The sequence below is a fragment of the Thermus sp. genome (assembly GCF_037444525.1).
In the GTDB taxonomy this organism is placed as follows: domain Bacteria; phylum Deinococcota; class Deinococci; order Deinococcales; family Thermaceae; genus Thermus.
In genome coordinates this window covers 20,804-44,361 of record NZ_JBBIMD010000010.1, presented here as the reverse complement: position 1 = coordinate 44,361, position 23,558 = coordinate 20,804, and the positions used below count along the sequence as shown (strand labels likewise).

The 23,558-nt window shown below is 68.1% G+C and carries 22 protein-coding genes and 1 tRNA gene; 17 read left to right on the top strand and 6 right to left on the bottom strand.

From position 1 onward, the window contains the following. The 6 genes from WKI94_RS02805 to deoC all read right to left on the bottom strand — a co-directional run. Positions 1-1,673, bottom strand: a 1,673-nt coding sequence (locus WKI94_RS02805) for a penicillin-binding transpeptidase domain-containing protein (protein WP_337844252.1), incomplete at its 3' end; no start/stop codon positions are given. Next, the gene (locus WKI94_RS02800; RefSeq protein WP_337844251.1) at positions 1,670-2,110 is read right to left on the bottom strand and encodes a rod shape-determining protein MreD; all 441 of its coding nucleotides are present in this window, start codon (positions 2,108-2,110) and stop codon (positions 1,670-1,672) included. The genes WKI94_RS02800 and WKI94_RS02805, both read right to left, overlap by 4 nt. Before the next feature lie 10 nt (positions 2,111-2,120). Beyond that, positions 2,121-2,906 carry a rod shape-determining protein MreC gene (mreC, locus tag WKI94_RS02795; protein WP_337844250.1) on the bottom strand — a complete coding sequence of 262 codons (786 nt, stop codon included), beginning with the start codon at positions 2,904-2,906 and terminating at the stop codon, positions 2,121-2,123. Further along, a complete protein-coding gene (locus WKI94_RS02790) occupies positions 2,903-3,466 on the bottom strand; it encodes a Maf family protein (protein WP_337844249.1) in 564 nt (187 codons plus the stop codon). Before WKI94_RS02790 ends, mreC begins: the two co-directional genes overlap by 4 nt. Then, positions 3,442-4,578, bottom strand: coding sequence for a phospholipase D-like domain-containing protein (locus WKI94_RS02785; RefSeq protein ID WP_337844248.1), 1,137 nt, complete (start codon positions 4,576-4,578; stop codon positions 3,442-3,444). Before WKI94_RS02785 ends, WKI94_RS02790 begins: the two co-directional genes overlap by 25 nt. After that, a complete protein-coding gene (gene deoC, locus WKI94_RS02780; RefSeq protein WP_337844247.1) occupies positions 4,578-5,237 on the bottom strand; it encodes a deoxyribose-phosphate aldolase in 660 nt (219 codons plus the stop codon). The genes WKI94_RS02785 and deoC overlap by 1 nt, the downstream gene beginning before the upstream one ends. A gap of 82 nt (positions 5,238-5,319) precedes the next feature. Here deoC and ychF point away from each other — a divergent pair, with 82 nt between their 5' ends. The 17 genes from ychF to WKI94_RS02695 all read left to right on the top strand — a co-directional run bounded on the left by ychF (position 5,320) and on the right by WKI94_RS02695 (position 23,537). Continuing rightward, the gene (ychF, locus tag WKI94_RS02775; RefSeq protein ID WP_337844246.1) at positions 5,320-6,426 is read left to right on the top strand and encodes a redox-regulated ATPase YchF; all 1,107 of its coding nucleotides are present in this window, start codon (positions 5,320-5,322) and stop codon (positions 6,424-6,426) included. Positions 6,427-6,475: 49 nt separating this feature from the next. Beyond that, positions 6,476-6,549, top strand: a tRNA-Gln gene (locus WKI94_RS02770). A 46-nt stretch (positions 6,550-6,595) separates the two neighbouring features. Next, complete coding sequence (locus WKI94_RS02765) at positions 6,596-6,955, top strand: response regulator (protein WP_337844245.1); 360 nt, start codon at positions 6,596-6,598, stop codon at positions 6,953-6,955. Positions 6,956-6,984: 29 nt separating this feature from the next. After that, entirely contained in the window at positions 6,985-9,045 is a 2,061-nt protein-coding gene (locus WKI94_RS02760) for a transglycosylase domain-containing protein (protein ID WP_337844244.1), read from the top strand. Between the two features lie 16 nt (positions 9,046-9,061). Continuing rightward, positions 9,062-9,784, top strand: a complete 723-nt coding sequence (locus WKI94_RS02755; protein WP_337844243.1) for an RNA methyltransferase — start codon at positions 9,062-9,064, stop codon at positions 9,782-9,784. Then, complete coding sequence (locus WKI94_RS02750) at positions 9,771-11,318, top strand: sensor histidine kinase (protein WP_337844242.1); 1,548 nt, start codon at positions 9,771-9,773, stop codon at positions 11,316-11,318. Before WKI94_RS02755 ends, WKI94_RS02750 begins: the two co-directional genes overlap by 14 nt. Before the next feature lie 5 nt (positions 11,319-11,323). After that, complete coding sequence (locus tag WKI94_RS02745) at positions 11,324-11,806, top strand: low molecular weight protein-tyrosine-phosphatase (protein WP_337844241.1); 483 nt, start codon at positions 11,324-11,326, stop codon at positions 11,804-11,806. Continuing rightward, complete coding sequence (locus WKI94_RS02740) at positions 11,784-12,575, top strand: fructosamine kinase family protein (protein ID WP_337844240.1); 792 nt, start codon at positions 11,784-11,786, stop codon at positions 12,573-12,575. Before WKI94_RS02745 ends, WKI94_RS02740 begins: the two co-directional genes overlap by 23 nt. Positions 12,576-12,579: 4 nt before the next feature. After that, positions 12,580-13,347, top strand: a complete 768-nt coding sequence (locus WKI94_RS02735; protein WP_337844239.1) for a DUF4388 domain-containing protein — start codon at positions 12,580-12,582, stop codon at positions 13,345-13,347. Positions 13,348-13,451: 104 nt separating this feature from the next. Next, on the top strand, positions 13,452-14,297 hold the full coding sequence (locus WKI94_RS02730; protein ID WP_337844238.1) for a pseudouridine-5'-phosphate glycosidase: 846 nt from the start codon (positions 13,452-13,454) through the stop codon (positions 14,295-14,297). A 4-nt stretch (positions 14,298-14,301) separates the two neighbouring features. Next, positions 14,302-15,165 (top strand): RodZ domain-containing protein, encoded by an 864-nt coding sequence (locus tag WKI94_RS02725; RefSeq protein WP_337844237.1) that lies wholly within the window; start codon positions 14,302-14,304, stop codon positions 15,163-15,165. Between the two features lie 41 nt (positions 15,166-15,206). Continuing rightward, the gene (gene rimO, locus WKI94_RS02720) at positions 15,207-16,511 is read left to right on the top strand and encodes a 30S ribosomal protein S12 methylthiotransferase RimO (protein ID WP_337844236.1); all 1,305 of its coding nucleotides are present in this window, start codon (positions 15,207-15,209) and stop codon (positions 16,509-16,511) included. Between the two features lie 12 nt (positions 16,512-16,523). After that, on the top strand, positions 16,524-17,861 hold the full coding sequence (trkA, locus tag WKI94_RS02715; protein WP_337844235.1) for a Trk system potassium transporter TrkA: 1,338 nt from the start codon (positions 16,524-16,526) through the stop codon (positions 17,859-17,861). Continuing rightward, on the top strand, positions 17,833-19,311 hold the full coding sequence (locus WKI94_RS02710; RefSeq protein WP_337844234.1) for a TrkH family potassium uptake protein: 1,479 nt from the start codon (positions 17,833-17,835) through the stop codon (positions 19,309-19,311). Before trkA ends, WKI94_RS02710 begins: the two co-directional genes overlap by 29 nt. 8 nt (positions 19,312-19,319) lie before the next feature. Then, positions 19,320-21,767, top strand: coding sequence for an alpha-glucan family phosphorylase (gene glgP, locus WKI94_RS02705; RefSeq protein ID WP_337844233.1), 2,448 nt, complete (start codon positions 19,320-19,322; stop codon positions 21,765-21,767). 112 nt (positions 21,768-21,879) lie between these two features. Continuing rightward, entirely contained in the window at positions 21,880-22,644 is a 765-nt protein-coding gene (locus WKI94_RS02700; RefSeq protein WP_337844232.1) for an ABC transporter substrate-binding protein, read from the top strand. Between the two features lie 107 nt (positions 22,645-22,751). Next, positions 22,752-23,537, top strand: a complete 786-nt coding sequence (locus tag WKI94_RS02695) for an amino acid ABC transporter permease (RefSeq protein WP_337844254.1) — start codon at positions 22,752-22,754, stop codon at positions 23,535-23,537. Positions 23,538-23,558: the final 21 nt, after the last annotated feature.

Genomic DNA, 23,558 nt, shown 5'->3' with positions numbered 1-23,558 from the left:
CTCCCCTCCCCGCCGTTTTCAAAGAAGGCCACCACCACCAGGGGGGGGTAGGGGCTTCCCGGGTCCGTGGGGCCGTAGCCCATGTACCAGGCGTGCTCTAGCCCAGCCCGTTTGCCCGGGGTTTCCGCGGTGCCCGTCTTGCCCGCGGTGGGGACGGGGAAGCTCCCCAGGACGTGACGGGCGGTGCCCTCGGTGACGGTTTTCCGCAGGCCCTCCTGGAGGACGTTCCAGAACCTGCCCGGCACCGCCTCCACCCTAGGAGGCACCTCCTTCCCCCCGATGGCCTTCACCAGGCGGAGCCTGGGCTTCCGGCCCCCCTGGGCGATGGTGGAAAGCATCCGAGCGATCTGAGTAGGGGTGGCCAGGACTGGCCCCTGGCCGATGGCCACGGAGAGGGTTTCCCCCGGGTACCAGGGCTCCCCCAAGGCCTCTTCCTTCCAGGCCCGGGTGGGAAGGAGCCCCCTCCTCTCCGCGATCTCCAGCCCCGTGGCCTCCCCTAGGCCCAAAAGGCCCGCCCGCCGGGCCAGCCGGTCCACTACCCCTAGGGGGTCTTGGGCCACCGCCTGGTAGTACCAGGTGTTGCAGCTCCAGGCGATGGCCTCCCGCACGGTCATGGGGCCCATGTCCCGCCCCGCCCAGTTCCGCCGCACCTGCCCCCCGTAGACGATGTAAGGGGAGCAGCGGTAGGCGGTGCTTGGGGTGACGTACCCCTCCTCCAGGAGGGTGTAGCTGGTGGCCAGCTTGAAGGTGGAGCCCGGGGTGTAGGGCTGGACCGCCCGGTTCAGGAGGGGGAGATCCTTGTCCTCCAGGAGGGCCTGGACCTCCTTGGGCACCGGCCTTTGGGCGAAAAGGGCGGGGTTGAAGGCGGGGGCGCTGGCCATGGCCAGGACCTCCCCCGTGCGGGGGTCCAGGGCCACGATGGCCCCCTTGACCTTCGTGGCCGGGGGAAGCCCCTTGGCCTTGCGCCCGGCGTTGATGTCCGAAAGGGCCTCCTCCAGGGCTTGCTCCGCCGCCCTTTGCAGGTCCAGGTCTAGGGTGAGGACCACGTCCTGCCCCGGGGTGGGCTCCTCCAGCACGGTTTCCTTCAGGCGCTCGCCCCGGACGTTCACCTCCACCGCTCTCACCCCCCGCTTCCCCCGGAGGTAGGGCTCCAGGGCGGCCTCGAGGCCTGCCTGGCCCACCTCCTCGTCCGGGCTATACCCCCTTTTGACCTGCTCGGCGTTGGCCCGGAGGACATAGCCCAGCACAGGACCGGAGATGGGGTTAGGGTAGGTGCGCTCTATGCGCTCTACCAGCCTTAGGTTTTCCTGCCCCGCGGTGAGCTCCGCCAGGGTGGGCACCAACCCCTCCGGCACCCCTGCCTTGAGGACCGTGGGACCTTGGACTGTGGGGAGCTCCTTAAGCCCGAGCAGGGACAGGAGCCTTTCCCTAAAGGCCACCTCCCCCCCTTCATAGACCAGGTCCACCACCACCCGGTCCTGGGCGATGACCCGCCCTTTGCGGTCCAGGATCCGGCCCCTGGGGGCGGGGATCCCCTCGGTCTTCAGGTAGTTCCCCAGGCTACGGGTGGCGTAGCGCTCGTACTCCAAGACCTGGAGCTGCCAGGCCCGAAGACCAAGGAGGCCCAAAGCCAGGAGGAAAAAAATGGTGAGGGCATAAAGCCTCCCGGTCATAGCCGCCTCAGGAGGAGGTAAAAGGGAAAGGTGAGGAGCCCTTCGCCCAGGAGGGTGGCCCAGGCCAGGGGAGGGAGCTCCAGCCGGAGCCAGTAGGCCACCAGGAAGTACCCCGCCCACTTGGCCAGGAAGGCGTAGAGGAAGGCGAGCCCCATTCCAAGGCCTTCCCCCGCCACCAGGCGCTGGCCTGCCCCGTAGTGGGCGTAGGTGGCCACGAGGAGCCCCACCCCGTGGAGCCCAAGGAGGCCAAAGCCCAGGAGGTCCTGGAGGAGGCCTAAAGCGAAGGCCGCGGGCAGGCCCAGGAAGTAGGGCCTCGAGGCGGCGTACCAGAGGGCGTAGGCCAGGAAGAGGTCAGGGCCCATCCAGCCCTCGGGGAGCAGGGTGGCGAAAAGCCCCGAGAGGAAGAGGATGCCGAGGAAAAGGAGGAAGGTGCGCATCCCCACACCTCTAAAGGGGCCTCAGCACGATGACCTCCTCCAACAGGGAGGGCTCCACCAAAGGCCGCACCCAGGCCCATTGTTTCAGCCCTCCCTGCGCCTTTTCCACCCGCTCCACCCGCCCCACAGGGATGCCGTTGGGGAAGAGGCCCAAAGCGGCCCCACTTAGGAGGAGGTCCCCAGGCTTCACGCCCACCGTAGGGGGGAACTCCGCCAGGAGCCGGTCCGGGGGGGCGCCCCGGGCCACCCCCCGCCCGGGGGTGCCTTCGGGCCGCACCCCCACCCGGCTTTCCGGGTCCAGCAGGGTGCGCACCAGGGCCCGCTCCTCCTCCACCTCTACGATGAGGCCCACCAGGCCCTGAGGGGCGGCCACGGGCATCCCGGGGCGGAGGCCTTGGCGGCTTCCCATGCCGAGGATAAGCCGCCGGTAGAGGCCGGAGAGGTCCTCCCCCACCACGGGGGCCACGGCCACCACCCCCGGGGCCTTGGCCTTCACCTCCAGGGCCCGGGCTAGGCGCTCCACCTCGAGGCGAAGCCGGGCGTTTTCCGAGCGGAGGAGGGCCAGCTCCTCCTTTAGGGCCAGGTTCTCCGCGTAGAGGTCCTGCCGGTTTAGGAGGGCGGAAAGGCCTGCCCGGACGTTTTGCCCCAGGCGATGGCCCAGCTGGGGCAGGGGGGCGGTGAGGGGGGAGAGGAGGAGGGCCGCCTGGGGGGCGAGGGGCCGGGTGAGGGCGGAAAGGGCCAGGGCCAGGCCCAAGAGGAGGAGAAAGAGCCCCCGTCGGAGCGCCCTTTCGCTCACGGCCGGAACCCCCTTTCCCAAAGGAGGGCGAAGACCCGGGCGATGGGGAGGCCCATGACGGTGTAGAAGTCCCCCTGGATCTCCTCCAGGAGGACCATCCCGAGCCCCTGGGCCCCGTACCCGCCCGCCTTGTCCAGCCCCTCGCCGCTTTTCACATACCAGGCGATCTCCTCCTCGCTTAGGGCGTGGAAGCGCACCCGGGCGGTGTGGACCTCCAGGAGGACCTCCCCCGGGGTCCTTAGGTAGAAGGCGGTGTGCACCTGGTGCACCCTGCCGGAAAGGGCCCGGAGGAAGGCCCGGTTCTCCTCGGGATCCCTAGGCTTCCCCAAGGCCCTCCCCTCGAGGTCCACCACCGTGTCCGCCGCCAGGACCCACGCCCCCACTACCCCCTTCCCCTTCCGTTCCGCCAGGGCTAGGGCCAGGGCCTTGGGAGGGAGGCCTTCCCCTTCTTCCTCCACCTCGGGGACCACCACCTCCACCCGGTAGCCTAGGGCCTCGAGGAGGGCTTTTCGCCTGGGGCTTCCCGAGGCTAGGATCAAAGGGGGTTTCCCGCTTCCCAAAGCCTAAGCACCTCCTTCCGGTAGCGCTCCGCCAGGGCCTCGTCCTTGAGGACCAAGAGGTTTTCGTTGTTCACCGCCCGTGCCCGGTAGGAAAAGTTGTAGCTTCCGGTGATTACCCAGGTCCTGTCCACCACCATCACTTTGTGGTGCAGGGTGTAGGGGTTGCCGTCTTTGCGCACAGGGATCCCTGCCCGAAGAAGGGATTCCTCCTCGCTGGAGCCCAGGTTCCGGGTTTCCAGGAGGACCTGGACCCTCACCCCCCGGGTCTTGGCCTCGGCGAGGGCCCTTAGGAGCTCCTCGTCCGTGAGGACGAAGGCCGCCACCAGCACCTCTTCCCGAGCTATCTGGAGACGTTCCAGAATAGCTCTCTGGCCCCTTTCCCCGCCCGCGGGGCTGAAGTAGGCCGTGCCCTCAAGAGGCTGACCAAGCCCTTCCAGGCGGAAGGCCACGGGCATCCCCAGGCCCTCCTTCTGCCCCCCGTAAAGGGCGAGGAACTCCCGCCGGTACCCCTCTGCCAGGGTAGGGGAGAAGAGGAGGAGGCTGTTTTCGTTGTTGCGGGCGAAGGCGTTCCAGGTCATGTTGGTGCTCCCGGTGAAGACCGCCTTCCGGTCCACCACCAGGAACTTGTGGTGCATGAAGCCTTCCCGCTCGTCAAAGCACACGGGGATCCCCGCGATCTCCTCGCACCCTTCCCCCAGGGGCCGGATGTGGCCTTGAAGGAGGCTTTTCGTCACCCTCGGGGGTTCCTCCCTTTGGCCCAGCTTGGCCCCCACCAGGTAGCGGCGGAAATCCTCCCGGTAGTCGCTTTCCCCGTAGATCTTCACCTCCACCCCCCGGGCTTTGGCCTGGAGGAGGGCCTGGGCGATTTGGAGGTCCCGGAACTCGTAAAAGGCCCCTAGAGCCTCCTCTTTTGCCCCTTCCAGGAGGGCCTGGAGGCGGGCCTTGGCCCTTTCCCCCTCCTCCGGCATGAAGAAGGCTTCCAGGGGCCCCGCTTCCCGGGGTGGGGGAGGTGCGGGCCTGAACTCCTGGAAGAGCCAAAGGAGAAAGAGGATGAGGAGGACCAAATACCCGGGAAGGCCCCCGATGGTGCACTTCCGCCTCCTCCGGGCCATCAGTACCCTGCTCCCTCTTCGCCCCTTACCAGGGCCACCCCGCTGGAGGTGCCGAGCCGGCTGGCCCCGGCTTCCAAGAGGGCCAGGGCGGCCTCCCGGGTGCGGATGCCTCCTGCGGCCTTCACCTGGGCCCGCTCCCCGGCCACGGCCTTGAGGAGCTTTACGTCCTCCACCGTGGCCCCCCGGGGGCCGAAGCCGGTGGAGGTCTTGAGGAAGTCCGCCCCGCCCCGGATGGCGGCCTCGGCCATGGCCTTGAGGCCATCCGGCCCAAAGTACCCCGTTTCCAGGATGACCTTGAGGACCGCCCCCGGTGCCGCCTCCCGCACCGCCCGCACCTCGGCCTCCAAATAGGCGTAGTCCCCGGCCTGGGCCCGGCCCAGGTGGACCACCATGTCTATCTCGTCCGCCCCCTGAGCCCTGGCCCAGGCGGCCTCCAGGGCCTTCACCTCCCTGGCCTGGTAGCCCAAGGGAAAGCCCACCACCGTCACCAGCCGGAAGGGCGCCTCGGGGAAGGTCCGGCGCACCAGGGGCACGTAGCTTGGGGGGATGCAGAGGCCAAAGAAGCCGTAGGTAAGGGCCTCCTCCGCGGCCTTAAGGATCTCGTCTTGGGTGGCCGTGGGGCGAAGGAGGGTGTGGTCAATGTGGGCCTCGAGGTCCATACCCTGCCATCATACGGGAGGGCGTGCTAAGATGGGTTAGGCCCCGGATGGGGCCTTTTCTTAGGTCTTTTCTGAGGTGAAGATGCTGGCCGTAGGCATTGTGGGACTACCCAACGTGGGCAAGAGCACCCTCTTCAACGCCCTCACCCGGGCGAACGCCCTGGCTGCCAACTACCCCTTCGCCACCATAGACAAGAATGTGGGGGTGGTGCCCCTTTCCGACGAGCGGCTTTACGCTCTGCAGAAGGTCTTCGCCAAGGGGGAGCGCCTGCCCCCCATTGTGCCCACCCATGTGGAGTTCGTGGACATCGCCGGGCTCGTCCGGGGGGCCCATAGGGGAGAGGGGCTTGGCAACCAGTTTTTGGCCCACATCCGCGAGGTGGCGGCCATCGCCCACGTGGTGCGCTGTTTCCCTGACCCCGACGTGGTCCACGTGATGGGCCGGGTGGACCCCCTGGAGGACGCGGAGGTAGTGGAGACCGAGCTCCTCCTCGCGGACCTGGCCACCTTGGAGCGGCGCTTGGAACGGCTTAGGAAGGAGGCCCGGATCCAGAAGGAGAAGGAGCCCCTCCTTAGGGCGGCGGAGGGGCTTTACGCCCACCTCCAGGGGGGCAAGCCCGCCCGCACCTACCCCCTGGATGAGGAGGTGAGGGTCTTCCTCAAGGAGACCCCCCTCCTCACCGCCAAGCCCGTGATCTACGTGGCCAACGTGGCCGAGGAGGACCTGCCCGAGGGGAAGGGTAACCCCTACGTGGCTGCCCTGAAGGCCAAGGCCCGGGAGGAAGGGGCGGAGGTGGTGGTGGTCTCCGCCAAGCTGGAGGCGGAGCTGGCCGAGCTTCCCGAGGAGGAGGCCCAAGCGCTTCTGGAAAGCTATGGCCTTAAGGAAAGCGGCCTCCAGCGCCTGGCCCGGGCGGGGTACAGGGCCTTGGGCCTCCTCACCTTCTTCACCGCGGGGGAAAAAGAGGTGCGGGCCTGGACCGTGCGCCGAGGGGCCAAGGCCCCCGAGGCCGCGGGGGAGATCCACTCGGACATGGAGCGGGGCTTCATCCGGGCGGAGGTCATCCCCTGGGACAAGCTGGTGGAGGCTGGGGGGTGGGCCCGGGCCAAGGAGCGGGGCTGGGTGCGCCTCGAGGGCCGGGACTACGAGGTGCAGGATGGGGATGTCCTCTACATCCTCTTCAACGTTTGACGCAGGCCCCCCCTTGGGCTACAATCCCCCTTGGGCCTAGGGTCCGCGCTGGGGCGTCGTCTAATGGCAGGACAGCGGACTTTGGATCCGCCGGTCGTGGTTCGAGTCCACGCGCCCCAGCCAAATTTTTTTTCATAGGGTTTTCGCATCCTCTCGGTAAACTAACCCCGTGGCGGCCCCATCGGATGCCCTTCTCTTTATGAGCCGCAACGAAGCCCTGAGGGCTTACCTGGAGCTGGTCCTTATGGAGAAGGGCATCCCCCTGGTCCACTTTGACTCTGCCAAGGAAGGCCTCTTCTGGCTGGTGGACCACACCCCCCGGGCCATCCTGCTGGACACCGATCTGGACGTGGACCCCTTCTCCGTGGCCGCCCGCATCCGCCACGTGCGCCGCCTGAAGGAGGTGCTCCTAGGGGTGATCATTGAGCCCCAGGAGAAGCTCAGGACCACCGCAGAGGTGGTGCGGGTGAAGGCCTTGGAAAAGCCCCTTACCCGGGAGAAGCTTCTCCGCTTCCTCCAGCTGGGCTAAGCCTTAGGCCTTGTAAACTATTCCCCAGCATGCGCCTTTTGCGCTTCCTCCTCTTCGTGTTCCTGGCGGCCTTGCTGGGCGCTGGAGCGGGGCTTGGGTACCTGGCCTACGCCCTCACCCGGGACCTCCCCGACCTCGTGGCCTTAGACCGCCTCCGCCTCACCGCCACCTCCACCCTCTACGCCCGGGACGGTTCCCTTGTGGCCAGCCTGGCCAGTGTGGAGGAGGGGCGGGCCATCCACCGGAACCTGGTGCGCCTTTCCGAGGTTTCCCCTGCCGCCCTCGCCGCCCTCGTCTTCTCCGAGGACCGGCGCTTTTTCAGCCACTACGGCCTGGACTTCGTCCGCCTCGTGGGAGCTCTTTGGGCCATCCTGAAGGGGGACCTCCAGGGGGGGAGCACCATCACCACCCAGGTTATCAAGAACACCCTCCTCAAGGACCTGGCCCAGGCCCGCACCCTGGAGCGCAAGTTCAAGGAGTGGGCCCTGGCCCTGGAGCTGGAGCGGCGCTACACCAAGGCCGAGATCCTGGAGATGTACCTGAACGTGGTCCCCTGGGGGGGGAACGCCGTGGGGATCAAGGGGGCGGCGGAGGCCTACTTCGGTAAGGACCCTGCGGCCCTCACCCTGGCGGAGGGGCTTTACCTGGCCTCCATCGTGCCCGCGCCCAACGCCCGCTACGCCGACCTTAAGGGTGTGCGGGCCCGCATGCGCCTCCTCCTGGACGGGATGGTGGCCGAGGGCTGGGTGAGCCCGGAGGTGGCGGAGGCCGCCTGGCGGGAGCCCCTTGCGCCCAAGGGCTGGCGGGTGCGCTACGACGGGGAGGGGAACCTTTTGGAGGCGGAACTGGTGGACCCCGAGGCCAGGATCCTGAGGGCGGTGGACTTCCGCTCGGCCCCCCACTTTGTCCTGGAGGTGAGGCGCTTCCTCGAGGCCCGCTTCGGCAAGGAGAAGGTCTACGGCGAGGGGGGGCTTAGGGTCTACACCACCCTAGACCCCGCCATGCAACGGGCGGCGGAGGCCGCGGCCAAAGGGGCCCGGCTTCCCGAGGGGGCGGAGCTGGCCATCGTGGGCCTGGACCCGGAAACGGGGGAGGTCCTCGCCCTGGTGGGGGGGATCCGCCGCGAGGGGGACGAGTACAACCGGGCCACCCGCGCCCTGAGGAACCCCGGAAGCGCGGTGAAGCCCTTCGTCTACGCGGTGGCCCTGGAATCGGGCTGGACCCAGGCCAGCCTGGTCCCCGACCGGCCCCTGGAGTTCCCAGACCCTAGCCAAAAGGACGGGGTCTGGCGGCCCAAGAACTTCTCCGGCACCTTCCTAAACCGGGAGGTCACCCTGCGCTACGCCCTGGATCTCTCCCTAAACCTCCCCGCGGTCTACACCGCCCACCAGGTGGGTATAGAGAAGGTGGCGGAGAGGCTGGCCCGGGCGGGGTTTTACGTGCGCTACCCCACCTTGGCCATCGCCATCGGCGGGGCCTCCATCACCCCTTTGGACCTGGCGGCGGCCTACGCCGCCTTCGTGAACGGGGGGTACCGGGTGGCCCCCACCTTCGTCACCCGGGTGGAGGACGCGCGGGGCCAGGTCCTCTACCAGGCCACACCCGAGCGGGTCCGCCTTTTCTCCCCCGAGGTGGCCTACCAGGGCTGGGACCTCCTCAAGGGCTATGTGTACGACCTGGGGGAGAAGGGCCTGGCCAAGGGGGCCCGCATCCCAGGGCGGGTGGTGGGGGGGAAGACGGGCACCACCAACGAGGCCCGGGACCTTTGGTTCGCTGGGGTGACCCGGGGGCTTTCCGCGGTGGTCTGGGTGGGGCGGGATGACAACCGCCCCATGCGCATGGGGGGGCGGGAGCCCTCCAGCTCCGTGGTCAACCCCCCCATCTGGCGGGCCTTCGTGGCCGAGGCCCTAAGGGGCCGCCCGGGAGGGGACTTCCCACCACCCCCGGGCCTGGTGGCGGTGCGGGTGGACCTCCTCACCGGCCTCCCCTCGCCCGATGGGGTGACCATGTACTTCCCCCGGGGCCAAGAGCCCCAGTCCCCTCCCCCGGTGGAGGCGCCCGAGGGGGGGCTGCCCCCAGAGGCGCCATAAAAAGAAGGAGGCTTCCGTGGCGGACGTGCGCATCGTTTTGGTGGAGCCCCAGGAGCCCATGAACCTGGGCGCGGTGGCCCGGGCCATGCGCAACTTCGGCCTAAAGGAGCTTTACGTGGTGAACCCGGGGCCTAGGGTGGGCCCCCCCTGGGCCAAGGAGGCCTACTGGCTTGCGGTGCACGCGGAGGAGGTGTTGGAGGGGGCCAAGGCGGTGGGCTCCTTGGAGGAGGCCCTGGAGGGGGTTCACCTGGTGGTGGCCACCACCGGGCGCCCCAGGGAGCTCTACCCCGCCCCGGTGCGCACCCCCAAGGAGGTGGCCCAGGTCCTAAGGCGCACCCGGGGTAAGGCGGCCTTGGTTTTTGGCCGGGAAACCTTCGGCCTCACCAACGAGGAGCTGGATCTGGCCCACCTCGTCGGCTCCATCCCCACCGCCCCGGAGCAGCCCAGCCTGAACCTGGCCCAGGCGGTGGTGGTCTTCGCCTACGAGCTTTTTGCCCTGGGGCAGGGGGAAGGGGAGGAGGGGGTTGCGGAGCTTAGGGCCCTCGAGGCCTTCTTCCAGGACCTGGGCCGCTACCTTTTGGAGATCGGCTTTACCGACCAAAACCGCTTCCCCTACGCCATGCGCCGCCTGAGGCGCATCTTCCACAAGGCCCTCCTCACCCCAGGGGAGGTGCAGATGCTGAGGGGGCTTCTCCACCAAAGCCGCTACGCCATGGGGAGGAAGGATGCTGGGGACTAACCTCTACCAGTTGGTGCGGCTGGCCCAGCGGGTCCTGCCCCCCCTCATCGCCTTGGTGGTGGTCCTCTTTGAGGTGGCCCTCCTGCCTTACCGCTACGCGGACTTCGCCTTTTGGGTGCGCCTCGGCTTTTACGGCCTGGTGGGGTCCTTGGTTACCTTTGCCGTTTTGGAGTGGATCGCCCAGGAGGTGCTGGAGAAGGCCCGGGCGGAAAGGGCTTTGGAGGAGGCCAACCGGCGCCTGAGGGCCGCGGGGCGGGTCTTCCGCGAGGCCCTGGAGAGCGAGAACCTGGAGGAGGCCGTGCTGCGCATCGCCCAGGCCCTGGAGGGGGAGCTCGGTTTCCCCGTGGTGGTGGAGGCGGAAGGGGTGCGCTCGGGGGAGGAGTGTGGGGGGGTGAGGGTGGAGCTTCCGGGGCTTAGGGGATACCTGGAGGCCTGCACCTCCGAGCCTGACCGGCCCTTTTTGGAGGTCCTGGCCCACGAGGTGGGGAGTGCCCTCCAGTCGGTGGTGGCCAAAAGCCGGGACCTCCTCACCCTCTACGAGGTGGACCAGGCCCTGAAGGCCGAGGCCAACTTGGAAAGGCTTCTGGAAGGGCTTTTGGAAAGGATTCGCGCCTGGGCGGAGGCCGAGGGGGGCGGGGTTTTGCTCCTGGACGAGGAGGGGTTTTTGGTGCCCCGGGTGGTCCAGGGCCTGGACCTCCCGCCCCACCCCTTCTTCCCCGAGGGGCCGTGGCGGGGGGCCTTGGAGGGGCCCCTCTTCGTGGCCCCAGGCACCTTGGCCATTCCCCTGAAGGCCCGGGGGACGGTGGGGGTGCTGGTCCTGCGGGGGAGGGGGCTTTCCCAACGCATCCCCTTCCTCTCCTTCCTGGCCTCCCAGGTGGCCCTGGCGGTGCGGAACGCCCAGGCCTATCTGAGGGCGGAGGAGCTCGCCATCAACGAGGAGAGGAACCGCATCGCCCGGGAGATCCACGACGGCATTGCCCAGAGCCTGGCCTTCATGGCGCTCAAGCTGGATTTGGCCGAAAGGATTCTGGATAAGGACAAGGAGGCGGCCATGAAGGCCCTTTCGGAGGTGAAGGAAACCCTGAGGGCCCAGATCCGGGAGGTGCGGCGGAGCATCTTCGCCCTAAGGCCCATAGACCTGGAGCGGTATGGCTTCCTGGAGTCCGTGCGCCGCTACGCCCAGGCCTTCGCTGAGCAGGCGGGCTTCCGCGTCCACCTGGCCCTGCCCGAGGAGGTGGGGCTTTCCCAGGCCAGCGAGCTCGTCCTCTTCCGCGTGCTCCAGGAGGCCCTCACCAACGCCGCCAAGCACGGCCGGCCCAGCCGGGTGGAGGTGATCCTGGAACCCTTGGGGGAACGGGGGGCAAGGCTCGTGGTGCGGGACAACGGGCGGGGCTTCCAGACCCCCGAGGCGGGGGCCTTAGGGGGGTTTGGCCTCACCCAGATGCGGGAGCGGGTGGAGGCCCGGGGCGGGCGGTTTTGGGTGCGCTCGGAGCCGGGGAAGGGGACGGAGGTGGGGGCGGAGCTCCCCTACTGAGTACCATGGAAGGCATGGAGCGCTCCATCCGCGTGCTCTTTGTCTGCCTGGGCAACATCTGCCGTAGCCCCATGGCCGAGGGGCTTTTCCGCAAGCTTCTGAAGGAAGCGGGCCTCGAGGCGCGCTTTGAGGTGGACTCCGCGGGCACCGGGGCCTGGCATGCGGGGGAGCCCATGGACCCCAGGGCCCGGCGGGTTCTGGAGGAGAAGGGGGCCTACTTCCCCCACGTGGCCCGGCAGCTCACCCGGGAGGACGTGGAGCGCTTTGACCACATCCTGGTCATGGACCGGGAGAACCTCCGGGAGGTCCTAAGGCGCTTCCCCGAGGCCCAGGGCAAGGTGCGCCTGGTGCTGGAACCCTTGGGCGGGGGGGAGGTGCCCGACCCCTACTATGGGGACCTGCACGAGTGCCGGGAGGTGGCCCTCCTCCTGGAGGAGGCCCTGAGGCGACACCTGGAGGCCTGGGTTGGACCCCAAAGGGCTTCTTGAGCGGGCGGGGCTTCCCCCCTACCCCCTAGAACCCCTTGCTGGAGGGGATATCGCCCGGGTCTACCGGGCAGGGCCCTATGTGGTCAAGGTCCACCCTAACCCCCCCAAGGGCCTCTTCCCGGCAGAGGCGCGGGGGCTAAAGGCCCTGGAGGAGGCGGGGGTGCGGGTGCCCCGGGTCTTCTGGGTGGGGGAGGAGGGGCTTGTCCTGGAGTACCTCCCCCCAGGCCCGGAGGACTGGAAGGCCCTGGCCCGGGCCCTGGCCCGGCTCCATAGGGCGGGGCAGGAGGGGTACCGGGCGGAGCCGGGCTTCCTCGGCACCTTTCCCCTGCCTGGGGGGGAGGGAAAGGGCTGGGGGGCCTTCTTCTTTGAGGCCCGCATTCTGCCCCTTCTGGAGGCCACGAGGCTTCTCCTCGGGGCCCTGGCCCAGGAGGTGGAGCGGGCTTTTCTAAAGCCCCTTCCCACCGAAGGGCCCGTCCTCCTCCACGGGGACCTCTGGCAGGGGAACGTCCACTTTGCCCAAGGGGGGCCCGCCCTTCTGGACCCCTCCCCCTTCGTGGGGGAACGGGGGGTGGACCTGGCCATGATGGGCCTTTTTGGGGGGTTCCCCAGGGCCTTTTGGGAGGCCTACGAGGCCCTTTGCCCCATCCCCGAGGCGGTGCGGCGGGCCCTTCCCTGCTACCAGATCTACTACCTCCTGGCCCACGTACACTTCTTCGGGGCGGGCTACCTTCCCGCCCTGAGGCGCGCCCTTTCCGCCTGCGTATCCTAAGGGGGTGGAAGGGGATTTCCGGCTTCTTGGGCCCATAGACCTCCTCCAGCTCCTCGCCCAGGGGGGGAAGACGGGGGTCTTCCAGGTCCTGCCCCAGCCCTCGAGGCCGGTGGAGGGAGAAGCCTACCTGGAGAAGGGGCGGCCGGTGCACGCCCACCTTGGGGAGAAGGAGGGGCCTGAGGCTTTCTTGGAAATCCTTCTGCGGAAAGAGGGGGCCTTCCGCTTCCTCCTCGGGGTCCGGTCGCCCCGCACCACCCTCGAGGCCCCCCTGGAGGCCTACCTCCTGCGCGCGGTCCAGCTTTTGGACGAGCGGGTGGAGGTGGGCCCCTTTGACCGCTTGAGCCCTTCCCCTAGGGCAAGCCAGGCCACCTTAGACCCCGAGGCCCTGGCCCTCCTTCTGGCCTTAAGGGAAGGGGATAGCCCCCTGGACCTCTCCGCCCGCACGGGGCTTCCCCTGGGGGAGGTCCTGAAGCGCTTGGGCCAGCTGGCGAGGCTTCGCTTCCTCTCTGTAAGCCCCCGCGCCCCCAGGACCGCCCGGCTCCGGGTGGCCCTGGGGGGGAGGCAGCCCGAGATGGAGGCCCTGCTCTACGAGGCCTGGAAGGCCCATTTCGGCCCTTTTCGCCGGGTGTGGGTGAAGGCGGGGGAAAGGCTTTTCGCCCTGGAGGCCCACCCCCGGCCTGGCCTAGGGGTGGAGCTTTTCCTGCCTCCGGAGCACCTCCTCTTCCACGGGCTTAAGGTGGGGGAAGAGGTCTTGGTCTGGCCGGAGGTCTAGGTACCCCACCGAAGCTTTCGCTTCGGTGGGGGCCCCGCGCGCCTTCCCTCCAAGCCCCGTGAGGAGGTTTCAATGCCGCCTAGGGCTTAGGTATACTTACACCCATGCCCGAAGCCCTGGTGGCCCTGGAGTCGGCCCTCCTCACCCACGGCCTGCCCTACCCCCCGAACCTGGAGACCGCCCTGGCCCTGGAGAGGGCGGTGCGGGCGGAAGGGGCTACCCCCAAGACGGTGGGGCTGGTGGACGGGGCGGTGCGGGTGGGCCTTACCGAGGAGGAGATGGCCCGCCTGGCCCAAGGGGGCGCGGAGAAGGCGAGCCTTTGGAACCTGGCGGCCCTGGTGGCGAAGGGCAAGAGCGCGGGGACCACGGTGGCGGCCACGGTCCACCTGGCCCACCGCCACGGGATCCCCGTTTTCGCCACCGGTGGGATCGGGGGCGTGCACCCCGAACCCTTTGACGAGAGCGCGGACCTCTTTGCCCTCTCCCGCACCCCCATCCTGGTGGTGGCCTCGGGGCCCAAGGCCATCCTGGACCTCGAGGCCACCTTAGAGCGCCTGGAGACCCTGGGGGTCAGCGTGGTGGGCTACCGCACGGACCGCCTCCCCGCCTTCTGCAGCCCCGACTCCCCCTACCCCCTCCCGGCCCGGGTGGAGACCCCTTTGGAGGCGGCCCTCCTCTTCCAGAAGGCGCGGGCCTTGGGCCTGGGGGCGGTCCTCCTCCTGAACCCCGTGTCCCAGGGCCTTCCCTACGGGGAGGTGGCGCGGTGGGTGGAGGAGGCAAACCGCATGGCGGCCCGGGAAGGGGTGAGGGGTAAGGCCCTCACCCCCTACCTCCTAAGGCGGCTTTCCGAGCTTTCGGGCGGGGAGACGGACCGGGTGAACCGGAGGCTATTGGAGGAGAACGCCCGCCTGGCGGCCCGGGTGAGCCTGGCCCTTATGGGGCTAGAATAGGCCTGTGTGCGAGCTAGGGGCGAGGCTCAAGGAGGCGCGGGAGGCCAAGGGGCTTTCGCTGAAGGAGGCGGCCCAGGCCTTATCCCTGAAGGCCAAGGTCCTGGAGGCCCTGGAGACCTGCCGCTTTGAGGAGCTTCCCGAGCCTCCCTTGGCCAAGGGCTACCTCCGCCGCTACGCCCTCCTTTTGGGCCTGGACCCCGAGCCCCTTTTGGCCCTGTACCCGGTGAGGCCAGCGGAGGCCCCCCCTCCGCCCCCCTCGAGGCGGGGCCTTCCCCTCTGGCCCCTTGCCCTCCTCCTCCTCCTCGCCCTTTTGGGCCTTGGCGGCTTCCTCCTCCTTCGCCCCAAGCCGGCCCCGGTGGTGGAGGTGCCCGAGGCCCCGCCCCCTCTCCCGAAGCGCCACGTCCTGCGCCTGCAGACGGACCCTCCAGGGGCACGGGCTTACCTGGACGGGTTTTACCTGGGCCAGACCCCCCTCGTCACCCCGCCCTTGGAGGGGGGAAGGCGGGTCCTGCGCCTGGAGCTTCCCGGGTACAAGCCCTTGGAGGAGACCCTGGCCCTGGACCGGGACCTCGAGCTCCGCCTGGCCCTTAAGCCCCTGCCCAAGGAGGAGGCCCCGCCTCCGGCCCAAGAGGGTCAGGACCTGATCCTCCGCTTAGAGGGCCGGAGCTGGCTCCGGGTGACCCAGGGGGAGAAGCGGCTCTATGAGGGCATCCCCGAGGTGGGGGCCGAGCTTTCCTTCCCCTTGCCGGTGGAGGTGCGCGCCGGGAACCCGGGGGCGGTCCGGGTCATCCTGGCGGGGCGGGACCTGGGGCCCATGGGGGAGCCCGGCCGGCCCCTCACCCGCCGCTTTGAAGCGCCTTCACAGTGAGGTATACTTGCCCTTTAGGGCTTCGGCCCTTCGGGAGATCTATGGCGAAAATCGGCTTCGTAAGCCTGGGCTGCCCCAAGGCCCTGGTGGACTCCGAGCAGATCCTTTCCCGCCTCAAGGCCTTAGGCTACGAGACGAGCCCCACCTACGAGGAGGCGGAGCTGGTGGTGGTGAACACCTGCGGCTTCATCACCCCGGCCATAGAGGAGAGCCTCGAGGCCATCGGCGAGGCCCTTAGGGAAAACGGCAAGGTGGTGGTGACGGGCTGCCTCGGGGCCCGCCCCGAGGTCATCCGGGCCAAGCACCCCGAGGTCCTGGAGGTTACGGGCCCGGGGGAGGTGGACAGGGTCCTGGAGGCGGTGCAAAAGGTCCTCCCCCCCCGGCGGGATCCTTTCTTGGACCTGGTCCCCCCCCAGGTCAAGCTCACCCCCCGCCACTACGCCTACGTGAAGATCAGCGAGGGGTGCGATCACCGCTGTAGCTTCTGCATCATCCCCAAGCTCCGGGGAGGGCTCCGCTCCCGCGACGCAGCGGACATCCTCGCCGAGGCGGCCAGGCTCGTGGCCACGGGCACCAAGGAGCTTCTCCTCATCGCCCAGGACCTCTCCGCCTACGGGGTGGACCTAGGCCACCGGCCAAGCTTCTTTGGGGACCGGTTGGTGAAGGCCGACCTCAAGGATCTCCTTTCCGCCATGGCGGAGCTTGGGGCCTGGATCAGGCTCCACTACGTCTACCCCCACCCCAAGGTCCAGGAGCTCCTCCCCCTCATGGCCGAGGGCAAGGTCCTGCCCTACCTGGACGTGCCCCTCCAGCACGCTTCCCCCAGGATCCTCAGGCTCATGCGCCGCCCCGGGGGGGCGGAGAGCCACCTCAAGACCCTGGAGGCCTGGCGCAAGGAGGTGCCCCACCTGGCGGTGCGTTCCAGCTTCATCGTGGGCTTTCCCGGGGAGACGGAGGAGGACTTCCAGATCCTCCTGGACTTCCTGAAGGAGGCCCGGCTGGACCGGGTGGGGGTCTTCACCTACTCCGAGGTGGAGGGGGCAGAGGCCAACGCCCTCCCCGGCCATGTCCCCGAGGAGGTGAAGGAGGAGCGCCGCGCCCGGCTCATGGCGCTGCAGGAGAGGATCAGCCTGGAGAAAAACCGGGCTCTATTGGGAAAGGTCCTGGAGGTCCTGGTGGACGAGCTGCCCGAGCCCGCCTTGGCCGTGGGCCGCACCTACCGCGATTCCCCCGGCATAGACGGGGTGGTCTACGTGGAGACGGACGGCACCGTGCGGGTAGGGGAGAGGATCCCCGTGCGCATCACCCGGGCCGAGGTCCACGACCTTCACGGGGTCCAGGTTTAGGATAGGGGCGGTATGTACATCGTCATCGCGGGCGGCGGGGAGGTGGGGGGGGAGCTGGCCCGCACCCTGGAGAGGGCCCACGAGGTGGTGGTCATTGACCGCAATCCCCAAGCCCGGGACCGCCTGGCCCACCTGGACGTAAAGGTGGTGGTGGGGGGGGCCACGGACCCCGACACCCTCAGGGAGGCAGGGGTGGAGCGGGCCGACCTCTTCATCGCCTCCACGGACTCCGACGAGGTGAACCTCCTGGCATCTCTCCTGGCCAAGGGGCTTGGGGCCAGGGCCGCCCTCTGCTTCGTGGGCAAGGGGGGGTACGTGGATGTCCTAGCCGACCCCCGCACCGCGGAGATCCTGGGCACCCGCATAGACAAGGTCCTCTGGCCTCAAAGGGCCCTGGCCCGGGAGATCGTGGAGGTCATCCTGGTGCCCGAAGCGGTGGACGTGGAGCTTTTGGCCGAGGGTCGGTTGCGGTTTGTGGAGTACCGGGTGAAGCCGGGGGGGCCCTATGTCCACCGCCTCCTTTCGGCCCTGGAGTGGCCAGAAGGGGTGTTGGTGGTGGGGGTGGTGCGAGGGCAGGCTTTCCTAAGCCCGGTCCACCCGGAGTACGCCGAGCTCATCCTGGAGCCCGGGGACAAGATCCTCTTTGTGGCCACCCCCCAGGCCTTTGCTGAGCTGGAGGCCTACTTCTCCACTGGCCGGGGGGTGCGCCGGGTGATGGTCATCGGTGGGGGGAACGTGGGGTACATGGTGGCCCGGGAGCTCCTTGGCCGCCGGGTGGAGACGGTGCTCATAGAGCCCAGCCGGGAGCGCTGCGAGTGGTTGGCGGGGGAGCTTCCGGGGGCTTTGGTCATCCAGGGGGATGGGACCGACCTGGAACTTCTCCAGGCGGAGCAGATGGCTGAGGCGGACGCGGTGGTGGCGGTCACGGACAACGACGAGAAGAACCTCCTGGCCTCCCTTCTGGCCAAGCAGCTTGGGGTGCGGAAGGTCATCACCCGGGTTTCCCGCTCGGAAACCCGCTGGCTCTTTGAGCAGGTGGGGATAGACCTGCCCCTCACCCCCCGCCAGGCGGCGGTGCGGGCGGTGCTGGACTGGATGGGGCCGGAGGAGGTGGAGCACGTGTCCACCATGGAGGAGAGCATTGAGCTTTTGGAGGTGGAGCTTCCCCAGGACTTCGCCCCAAGGCCCCTAAAGGACCTGGCCCGCCCCGACGCCATGCCCGTGGGGCTGGAGCGGGACCACCGGGTGATGCTCTACCGCCCGGACCTGGAGGCCCTCCCCGGGGACCGGGTCTACCTGGTGGCTGCCCGGGAGGTGGCGGATGAAATCGTGGCCCGTCTCGTCGCCTAGGCGGGGGTTTGGAGCCACCCTCTACCTCCTGGGGGTGGCCTTCCAGGGCTTTGGCCTCCTCTTCCTCCTTTTGGGCCTCCTGGCCTTGGCCCTTCAGGAGGAGGCCTCGGGCTTTTTCTGGGCCGCCCTTTTGGGCTTCCTCTTGGGCCGGGGCTTTGCCTTTCTTGGCCAACCCCAAGCCCAGCCCAACCGGGCGGAGGTCCTCCTTTCCGTGGGTCTTCTTTGGCTCTTTGTACCCCTCCTCGGGGCCCTGCCCTTCGCCCTTTCCGGCGGGCTTTCCTACTTGGATGCCCTTTTTGAGGCGATGTCGGGCCTCACCACCACCGGGGCCACCGTCCTCACAGAGGAGTTCTCCACCTGGGGGAAGACCCTTTTCCTTTACCGGGCCCTTACCCAGTGGATGGGGGGCATCGGCATTGTGGTGCTCTTCGTGGCCGTACTCCCCCAGCTTAGGGTGGCGGGCCGCCAAGCCTTTTTTGCCGAGAGCACCGGGGTGGAGAAGGACCGCCTCACCCCCAGGCTCCGCCACACGGCCCAGGCGGTGCTCCGGGTCTATGTCCTCCTCACCCTCCTGGCCCTCCTGGCCTATGAGCTTTCGGGCATGCCCTGGTTTGAGGCCCTGGCCAACGCCCTCGCCACCCTTCCCGCGGGAGGGTTCAGCCCTAACCCCCAAAGCTTCGCCCAGTACCCCCCTCTGGCCCAGTGGCTGGGGGCCTTCTTCATGTTCCTGGCGGGGGTGAACTTCCTCCTCCAGTACCGCCTCCTCTTCGGACGGGAGGTGCGGCCCATCCTGAGGGACGCCGAGTTCCGGGCCTACACCCTTTTGATCTTCTTTAGCGGGCTCCTCCTGGCTTCTTACCTCTACACCCACCACCTCTATGGCCTCGAGGAGAGCCTCCGCCACGCCTTCTTCCAGGTGGTGTCCATCGTGACCACCACCGGCTTCGCCAGCGTGGACTTCGCCCAGTGGGTGGTGCCGGCCCAGGCCATCCTGGTCCTCCTCATGTTCGTGGGGGGGAGCGCGGGCTCGGGGGCGGGAGGGGTCAAGGTGGTGCGCTGGCTGGTCCTCTTCGGTTTCCTGCGCCGGGAGATCACCCGCACCCTCCACCCCCAGGCCGTTCTGCCCCTTCGGCTTGGGGGACGGGCCTTGTCGGACGAGGTGCTCCGCCAGGTTTCCGTCTTCGTCTTCCTCTACACCCTCCTCTTCGCCACCGGGACCCTTCTCCTGGCCCTTCTTGAGAGGGATTTCGTGGTGGCCTTCACCGCCAGCGCCCAGGCTATTGGCAACATCGGCCCTGGGCTTGGCCCCGTCGGGCCCATGGGCTCCTATGTGGAGCTCCACCCCCTTTCCAAGGTCATCCTCATCCTGGAGATGTGGGCGGGGCGGATCGAGCTCCTGCCTGCCTTCCTCCTCTTCACCCCGGAGCTTTGGCGGAGGGTAAAGGTATAATCCGGGGCATGAAGGTGCTTGGCCGCATCACCGCCATGCCCGAGCTCCCGGAGCCCCTAAAGGGCCTAAAGGAGCTTGCCTATAACCTCTGGTGGAGCTGGAATCCGGAAGCGGCGGAGCTTTTCCAGGAGATAGACCCCGTGCTATGGAAGCGCTTCCGGGGTAACCCGGTAAGGCTTCTCCTGGAGGTGGACCCCGCCCGCCTCGAGGCCCTCCTTTCCACCAGCTTCCCTGCCCGGCTCCAGGCCACCCTGCAGGCCCTAAGGGGGTACCTCGCGGGGAAGCCCAAGGTGGAAGGTCCCCTCACCGCTTACTTCTCAGCGGAGTTCGGTTTCCACAGCTCCCTGCCCATCTACTCCGGGGGGCTTGGGGTCTTGGCGGGGGATCATATCAAGGCGGCGAGCGACCTGGGCCTCCCCCTTTTGGGCGTGGGGATCTTCTACCACGAGGGCTACTTCCACCAGCGGCTGAGCCCCGAAGGGGAGCAGCTTGAGGTCTATGAGCCCCTCCACCCCGAGGAGCTTCCCCTCCTCGCCGTTTCGGACGGGGAGGGGCGCCCTTTGAGGGTGGGGGTGGAGTTCCCGGGGCGCACGGTGTGGGTGGGGGCCTACCGGGTCCAGGTGGGAGCGGTGCCCGTGTACCTCCTCACCACCCACCTACCCGAAAACGCCCCCGAGGACCGGGCCATCACCGCCAGACTCTACGCCCCGGGCCTGGAGATGCGCATCCAACAGGAGATGGTCCTGGGGTTTGGGGGGGTGAGGGTTTTGAGGGCCTTGGGGCTTTCCCCCGGGGTCTTCCACATGAACGAGGGCCACTCCGCCTTCTTGGGGCTGGAGCGCCTGAGGGAGCTGGTGGCCCGGGGGGTGCCCTTCCCCGAGGCCTTGGAGAGGGTGCGGGCCTCTGGGGTCTTCACCATCCACACCCCCGTGCCCGCGGGGCACGACCTCTTCCCCGTGGACCTCGTGGACCGCTACCTGGGCTTCCTCTATCCCCTTCTGGGCCGGGAGGAGGTGCTGGCCCTGGCTCGGGAGGAGAAGCCCTGGGGTACGGTCTTTTCCATGTCCAACCTGGCCCTTTCCACCGCCCACCAGGCCGGGGGGGTTTCCGCCCTCCACGGGGAGGTTTCCCGCAGGATGTTCCACCATCTCTGGCCGGACCTCCTCCTGGAAGAGGTGCCCATCGGCCACGTGACCAACGGGGTGCACACCTGGACCTTCCTTCACCCGAGGCTTCGCCGCCACTACGGGGAGGTGTTCGGCCCTGAGTGGCTGAAGGCCCCTGAGGACCCCAACACCTGGCGGGTGGAGGGCCTGGGGGAGACCTTTTGGCGCATCCGCCAGGAGCTTAAGGGAGACCTGGTCCGGGAGGTGCGCCGCCGTCTCTACGAGCAAAGGCGCCGCAACGGGGAAAGCCCAAGCCGCCTACGGGCGGCGGAACGGGCCTTGGACCCTGAGGTCCTCACCCTCGGGTTTGCCCGCCGCTTCGCCACCTACAAGCGGGCCCTCCTCCTCTTCAAGGATCCGGAGCGCCTCCTTAAGCTCCTGAAGGGGCCTTACCCCTTCCAGGTGGTTTTTGCGGGCAAGGCCCACCCCAAGGACGAGCCGGGGAAGGCCTACCTGCGGGAGCTGGTGGGCAAGATTCGGGAGCTTGGCCTCGAGGACCGCTTCGTGGTCCTGGAGGACTACGATATGTACCTGGCCCGGGTCTTGGTCCACGGCGCGGACGTCTGGCTCAACACCCCCCGCCGCCCCCTGGAGGCCTCGGGCACCAGTGGGATGAAGGCTGCCCTCAACGGGGCCCTCAACCTGAGCGTCCTGGACGGGTGGTGGGCGGAGGCCTACAACGGCAAAAACGGCTTCGCCATCGGGGACGAGCGGGAGTACGCCAACGAAGAAGCCCAGGACATGGCCGACGCCCAAAGCCTCTACGATGTCCTGGAGTCCGAGGTCCTGCCCCTCTTCTACGCCAAAGGGCCGGAAGGGTACTCCTCGGGGTGGCTTTCCATGGTCCACGAGAGCCTGCGCACCGTGGGCCCCCGTTTCAGCGCAAGCCGCATGGTGGGGGAGTACTGGGGCCTATACCAGAGGGCTAAGGCCCTGGGGGAAAAGGCGCAGGATGAGGCCTTTCTAAGGGCTTTCCGGGAGGCTTTGCCCACCTTCTTTGGCCTGGGCCTACGGGCGGAGGTGCCCGGGGACCTCACCCTAAATGGCACCCCCATGGAGGTCCGGGCCTGGGTGGAAGGGGAGGTGCCTGGGGTCTTGAGGCCCTTCCTCGAGGTCCAGCTTCTCCTCAGGCGGAGCACGGGGGAGCTGGAGATCCGGCCCCTTAGGGAGGAAGGAGGGGTCTATGGGGGGCTTTTCCACCTCGAAAGGCCCGGAAGCTACACCTACGGCCTGCGCCTGGCCCTCCGCCACCCCCTTACGGGCCGGGTGGGGTGGGTGCGCTGGGCTTAGGGGCGTTTTCCCCGGACGCCGTGGGGGGTTCTCATCGGAGGGCGCCGGGTTGGGGTATACTTGGCCGCTGTTGGGTGGGGTGTATAATCCCCTCGGTACGAAAGGAGGCCTTATGCGGAAACTGTTGGTGGCGCTCGCGGTGCTCGCTTTGGGTCTGGCCTTGGGCCAGGTGCGCACCCTGGACCAGATCAAGCGCTCCGGGGAGATCCGCATCGGCACGGAAGGGGCTTTCCCCCCTTTCAACTACTTTGACGAGAAGAACCAGCTCACGGGCTTTGAGATAGACCTGGGGAACGCCATCGCCGAGAAGCTCGGCCTCAAGCCCCGCTGGATCGCCCAGTCCTTTGACACCCTCCTCATCCAGCTCAACCAGGGTCGCTTTGACTTCGTCATCGCCTCCCACGGCATCACCGAGGAACGGGCCAAGGCCGTGGACTTCACTAACCCCCACTACTGCACGGGCGGGATCATCGTGGCCAAGAAGGGCGGCCCCAAGACGGCCAAGGACCTTCAGGGCAAGGTGGTGGGGGTCCAGGTGGGCACCACCTACATGGAAGCTGCCCAGAAGATCCCCGGGGTGAAGGAGGTCCGCACCTACCAGAAGGACCCCGACGCCCTCCAGGACCTCCTGGCGGGCCGACTGGATGCCTGGATCACCGACCGCTTTGTGGCCAAGGAGGCCATCAAGGAGCGGAAGCTGGAGGGCACCCTGCAGCTTGGGGAGCTGGTCTTCCAAGAAAAGGTGGCTATGGCGGTGGCCAAGGGGAACAGGACTGTCCTGGAGGCCCTCAACAAGGCCCTTTCCGACCTCATGAAAGACGGCACCTACGCCAAGATCAGCCAGAAGTGGTTCGGGGAGGACGTGCGGTGCCGGTAAAGGCCCCCTAGGCCTTGGGGGGTGCCCTGAGGGGGCACCCCTTCCTTTGAACCCAAGGCCTTCGGCGTTGGCTTACGGTAATTTCCATGGGACAGCACCTGGTTTCCATGCGCCCTCTGCGCTGGCTTTTCTTCCTTCTCCTTCTTGTCCTGGGGTACCTGGGGCTTTTCGCCCTCTTGGGCTTTCTCCTAGAGCGCTACTTCCTCCTCACGGGCTTCGGTCCCGAGCGGGCCGCCTCCGCCGCGGGAGCCATGGCCTTAGGGGCGGAGATCACCCTGAAGCTCACGCTGATCTCGGGGCTTGCGGGGCTATTCATCGGGGTCTTTGCGGGGATGTTCCGGCTTTCCACCAGGCCCTGGGTCCGCCTCCCCGCCACCTTTTACATCTGGGTGACCCGGGGCACGCCCCTTCTCGTCCAGATCCTCTTCGCCTACAACGCCCTGCCCCTCCTCCTAAGGCCCCTTTGGCCCGAGGCCCAGGCCGTCCTCACCCCCTACTGGGCGGCCTTTATTGCCCTTTCCTTCAACGTGGGGGCCTACAACGCCGAGGTGGTGCGGGCCGGGATCCAGGCCATCCCCAAGGGGCAGTGGGAGGCTGCCTGGTCCTTAGGGCTTTCCCCGGTGGATACCCTGCGCTTCGTGGTCCTGCCCCAGGCCCTGAGGATCGTGGTGCCCCCCTTGGTGAACAACGTGGTGGCCCTCCTTAAGGATTCCTCCCTGGCCAGCGTCATCACCCTGGCGGAGCTTTCCCTCTCGGGGCAAAGGGTCATTTCCGCCACCTTCCGCCCGGTGGAGGTCTACCTGGCGGTGGCCGCCATCTACCTCCTCCTTACCACCGTGCTCACCCTCTTCACCAACGCCCTGGAGGCGCGGCTCAAGGTGGCGGGCCGCTAGGCCTTTGGGTAAAGTAGGAGA

What these genes read in the sequence shown, in the direction of transcription:
- WKI94_RS02800 (WP_337844251.1), bottom strand. Translation starts at nt 2,110, where the DNA reads ATGCGCACCTTCCTCCTTTTCCTCGGCATCCTCTTCCTCTCGGGGCTT.
- WKI94_RS02785 (WP_337844248.1), bottom strand. Translation starts at nt 4,578, where the DNA reads ATGGCCCGGAGGAGGCGGAAGTGCACCATCGGGGGCCTTCCCGGGTAT.
- deoC (WP_337844247.1), bottom strand. Translation starts at nt 5,237, where the DNA reads ATGGACCTCGAGGCCCACATTGACCACACCCTCCTTCGCCCCACGGCC.
- ychF (WP_337844246.1), top strand. Translation starts at nt 5,320, where the DNA reads ATGCTGGCCGTAGGCATTGTGGGACTACCCAACGTGGGCAAGAGCACC.
- WKI94_RS02760 (WP_337844244.1), top strand. Translation starts at nt 6,985, where the DNA reads ATGCGCCTTTTGCGCTTCCTCCTCTTCGTGTTCCTGGCGGCCTTGCTG.
- WKI94_RS02750 (WP_337844242.1), top strand. Translation starts at nt 9,771, where the DNA reads ATGCTGGGGACTAACCTCTACCAGTTGGTGCGGCTGGCCCAGCGGGTC.
- WKI94_RS02745 (WP_337844241.1), top strand. Translation starts at nt 11,324, where the DNA reads ATGGAAGGCATGGAGCGCTCCATCCGCGTGCTCTTTGTCTGCCTGGGC.
- WKI94_RS02730 (WP_337844238.1), top strand. Translation starts at nt 13,452, where the DNA reads ATGCCCGAAGCCCTGGTGGCCCTGGAGTCGGCCCTCCTCACCCACGGC.
- rimO (WP_337844236.1), top strand. Translation starts at nt 15,207, where the DNA reads ATGGCGAAAATCGGCTTCGTAAGCCTGGGCTGCCCCAAGGCCCTGGTG.
- trkA (WP_337844235.1), top strand. Translation starts at nt 16,524, where the DNA reads ATGTACATCGTCATCGCGGGCGGCGGGGAGGTGGGGGGGGAGCTGGCC.
- WKI94_RS02710 (WP_337844234.1), top strand. Translation starts at nt 17,833, where the DNA reads ATGAAATCGTGGCCCGTCTCGTCGCCTAGGCGGGGGTTTGGAGCCACC.
- glgP (WP_337844233.1), top strand. Translation starts at nt 19,320, where the DNA reads ATGAAGGTGCTTGGCCGCATCACCGCCATGCCCGAGCTCCCGGAGCCC.
- WKI94_RS02700 (WP_337844232.1), top strand. Translation starts at nt 21,880, where the DNA reads ATGCGGAAACTGTTGGTGGCGCTCGCGGTGCTCGCTTTGGGTCTGGCC.
- WKI94_RS02695 (WP_337844254.1), top strand. Translation starts at nt 22,752, where the DNA reads ATGCGCCCTCTGCGCTGGCTTTTCTTCCTTCTCCTTCTTGTCCTGGGG.